At 63.9% G+C, this 3063-nt stretch carries 1 protein-coding gene; it reads left to right on the plus strand.

The genetic code is table 11. The features are described 5' to 3' along the window. Window positions 1–2950 (plus strand): non-ribosomal peptide synthetase (locus C1D09_RS28325; protein ID WP_143977306.1); only part of this gene is annotated, 2950 nt, incomplete at its 5' end. Between the last annotated feature and the right edge of the window lie 113 nt (window positions 2951–3063).

The following is a 3063-nucleotide window of genomic DNA, read 5'->3' on the forward strand; positions in this document are numbered from 1 at the left end:
GTCCTCGCCCGTGCAGGTGGTGTGGCGCCATGCGCCGCTCAGCGTCACCGAGGTCGAACTCGATCCGGCCGCTGGTTCCGGCGTGGAGCAGTTGCGACATCGCTACGATCCGCAGCATTTGCGGCTCGACCTGACGCAAGCGCCGCTGCTGCGCTACGTGGTGGCACGGGATTCCGCGGCCGATCGCTGGCTGTTGCTGGCGATGCATCACCATCTGATCGGCGATCACTCAACCGTGGAAATCCTGCACGAGGAGATCGAGGCGATCCTGGCGGGTCGAGAGGCCGAATTGCCTGTTGCGGAGCCATTCCGCAACGTTGTGGCGCAGGCCCGCCTTGGGGTCGCTAAGGTGGAACATGAGCGCTACTTCCGCGAGCGGCTTGGCGATATTGACGAGCCTGTGTTGCCGTTCGGTCTTGCCGAAGTGCGTGGCGATGGCGAGGAGATCGTCGAAGTCTACCGGGTGCTGCCGCAGGCGCTCAACGACCGTCTTCGAATGCAGGCCCGGCGCCTGGGCGTGAGCCTTGCCAGCCTCTGCCATGTCGCATGGGGCCAGGTGGTGGCGCGCACGTCGGGCCGCGAGACGGTGGTGTTCGGCACGGTGCTGCTTGGACGCATGCAGGCCGGCGCCGGTGCTGACCGGGCGATGGGCCTGTTCATCAACACGCTGCCGCTGCGGCTCGACCTGGATGGCAGGGGCGTTGCCGCGGGCGTGCGGGACGCGCATCTGCGCCTTGCGGAGCTTTTGCAGCACGAGCATGCGCCGCTGGCCTTGGCGCAACGTTGCAGCGCGGTGGCTGCGGGAACACCGCTGTTCAGCGCGCTGCTGAACTACCGGCACATTGGCGCGGAGAAGGCGGAGATGCCAAGCCTCAGCGGTGCCGAGTGGCTGGACGGTGAGGAGCGGACGAACTATCCGCTGACGTTGGCGGTCGACGACTTCGGGACCGAGCTGGGACTGACGGCGCAGGTCGTGGAAGCGGTGTCGGGGGATCGCGTCATCGGGCTGATGCAGCGGGCGCTGGAAAGCTTGGCGCAGGCGCTTGAAGAGGCGCCGGAGATGCCGCTGCGATCGCTGGACGTGCTGCCGCAAGACGAGCGCGAGCTGGTGCTCGAGACCTGGAACCGGACGGAGGCTGCTTATCCGTCGGATCGGTGCATCCATCAGCTGTTCGAGGAGCAGGTCCGACGCACGCCCGATGCCGCCGCGTTGGCCTTTGAGGGGCAGGTCCTCACCTATGGTGAGCTGAACGCCGAGGCCAACCGCCTGGCGCATCGTCTGATCGGGCTTGGCGTGAAGCCTGACGACCGGGTTGGGCTGTGCATGGAGCGCAGCATGGCGATGGTTGTGGGCCTGCTCGGCGTGCTGAAGGCGGGCGGGGCCTATGTGCCGCTCGACTCGGCCTATCCCAGCGAGCGGCTCGGCCTGATGGTCAGCGATGCCGACCCGCGTCTGGTGCTGGTCGACAGGGTGGGCCGCGCCGCATTGGGCGATGCTCTGTCCGACCGCGAGACGATCGCGCTGGATGAGGCGTGGGCGGAGGGGGAGGACTACCCCGCGAACGATCCCGATCCAGGCGAACTTGGCCTGACACCGCGTCACCTCGCCTATGTCATCTACACCTCAGGCTCCACCGGCAAGCCCAAGGGCGTCATGGTCGAGCATCGGGGCCTTCACAATCTGATGCGATGGTATCTTGACGATCTCGGCCTCACGCCGAGCGACAATGTGCTCTTGCTCTCCTCGTATAATTTTGATCTGACGCAGAAGAACATTTTTGGACCGTTGATGGTCGGTGGCGTCCTGCATCTGGCGCAGGATGCCTTCATTCCGGAGGTTCTGGCCGAGCTGATTGCGCAGCAGCGCATCACGCATATCAATCTGTCGCCAAGCGCATTCCATGCATTGATTGATGCCGGTCGTGCGGACAGCTTTCGCAGCCTGCGCCGTGTCGTTCTGGGTGGCGAGCCTGTCCAGCCGGCAAAACTCCAAATGCTGCGCGATCTGTCCGTGGAGTTCGTCAACAGCTATGGCCCGACCGAATGTTCGGATGTCGCCACATGGCATCGCCTCGCTCCGGATCTCGAGCCGTATTTAGCCGACTCCGTTCCGATTGGCCGTCCAATCCCGAACGCGCGGTTGTATGTGCTTGACGGTCATGGCGAGCCTGTTCCGCTCGGGGTAGCGGGCGAGCTCTATATCGGTGGGGCAGGCGTCGCGCGCGGCTATCTGAACCGTCCCGAGCTGACGGCGGAGCGGTTCGTGGCGGATCGCTTCAGCGGTGATCCACAGGCACGCATGTACCGCACAGGCGATCTGGTGCGTTATCTGCCGGACGGCAATCTGTTGTTCCTCGGCCGCAACGATCATCAGGTCAAGATCCGCGGCTTCCGCATCGAGCTTGGCGAGATCGAAGCGCGACTGGTCGGACATGCGCTGGTGCGCGAAGCGGTGGTGATCGCGCGCGAAGACACGCCTGGCGACAAGCGGCTCGTTGCCTATGTCGTGGCCAAGGATGAGGCCAAGAGCGATGCTGGTGGCGAACTTGCTGCGGTGTTGCGGGCGCATCTGAGCGCAACCCTGCCGGAGTACATGGTACCGGCGGCCTATGTGACCCTTGAGGCCTTGCCGCTGACACCAAACGGCAAGCTCGACCGCAGGGCATTGCCGGCGCCGGACGAAGAGGCCTATGCGCGTGGTGCTTACGAGGCGCCGCAGGGCGAGGTCGAGACGATCCTTGCCGGGATCTGGCAAGAGTTGCTGGGTGTCGAGCAGGTCGGACGCCAGGACAGCTTCTTCGAACTCGGTGGCCATTCGCTGCTGGCGGTCAGGCTGCTGGAGCGTCTGCGCCGGCTGGGCCTTGGGGCGGCGATCCGCGACCTGTTCGAGCATCCCCGGCTAGCGGATTTTGCATTGGCAACGAGAAAGCTCGTAGAGATTCGGCTATGAATATCAAAGCATTCCTGAATGATCTTAAAGATCGAAACATATCTCTAAAATTGGAAGACGATTCTATCGTCATATCCGGCGACAACGACTCGATTACAAACGACGTTATTGAT

It is taken from the genome of Mesorhizobium intechi (assembly GCF_002879535.1).
Classification (GTDB): Bacteria; Pseudomonadota; Alphaproteobacteria; order Rhizobiales; family Rhizobiaceae; genus Mesorhizobium; species Mesorhizobium intechi.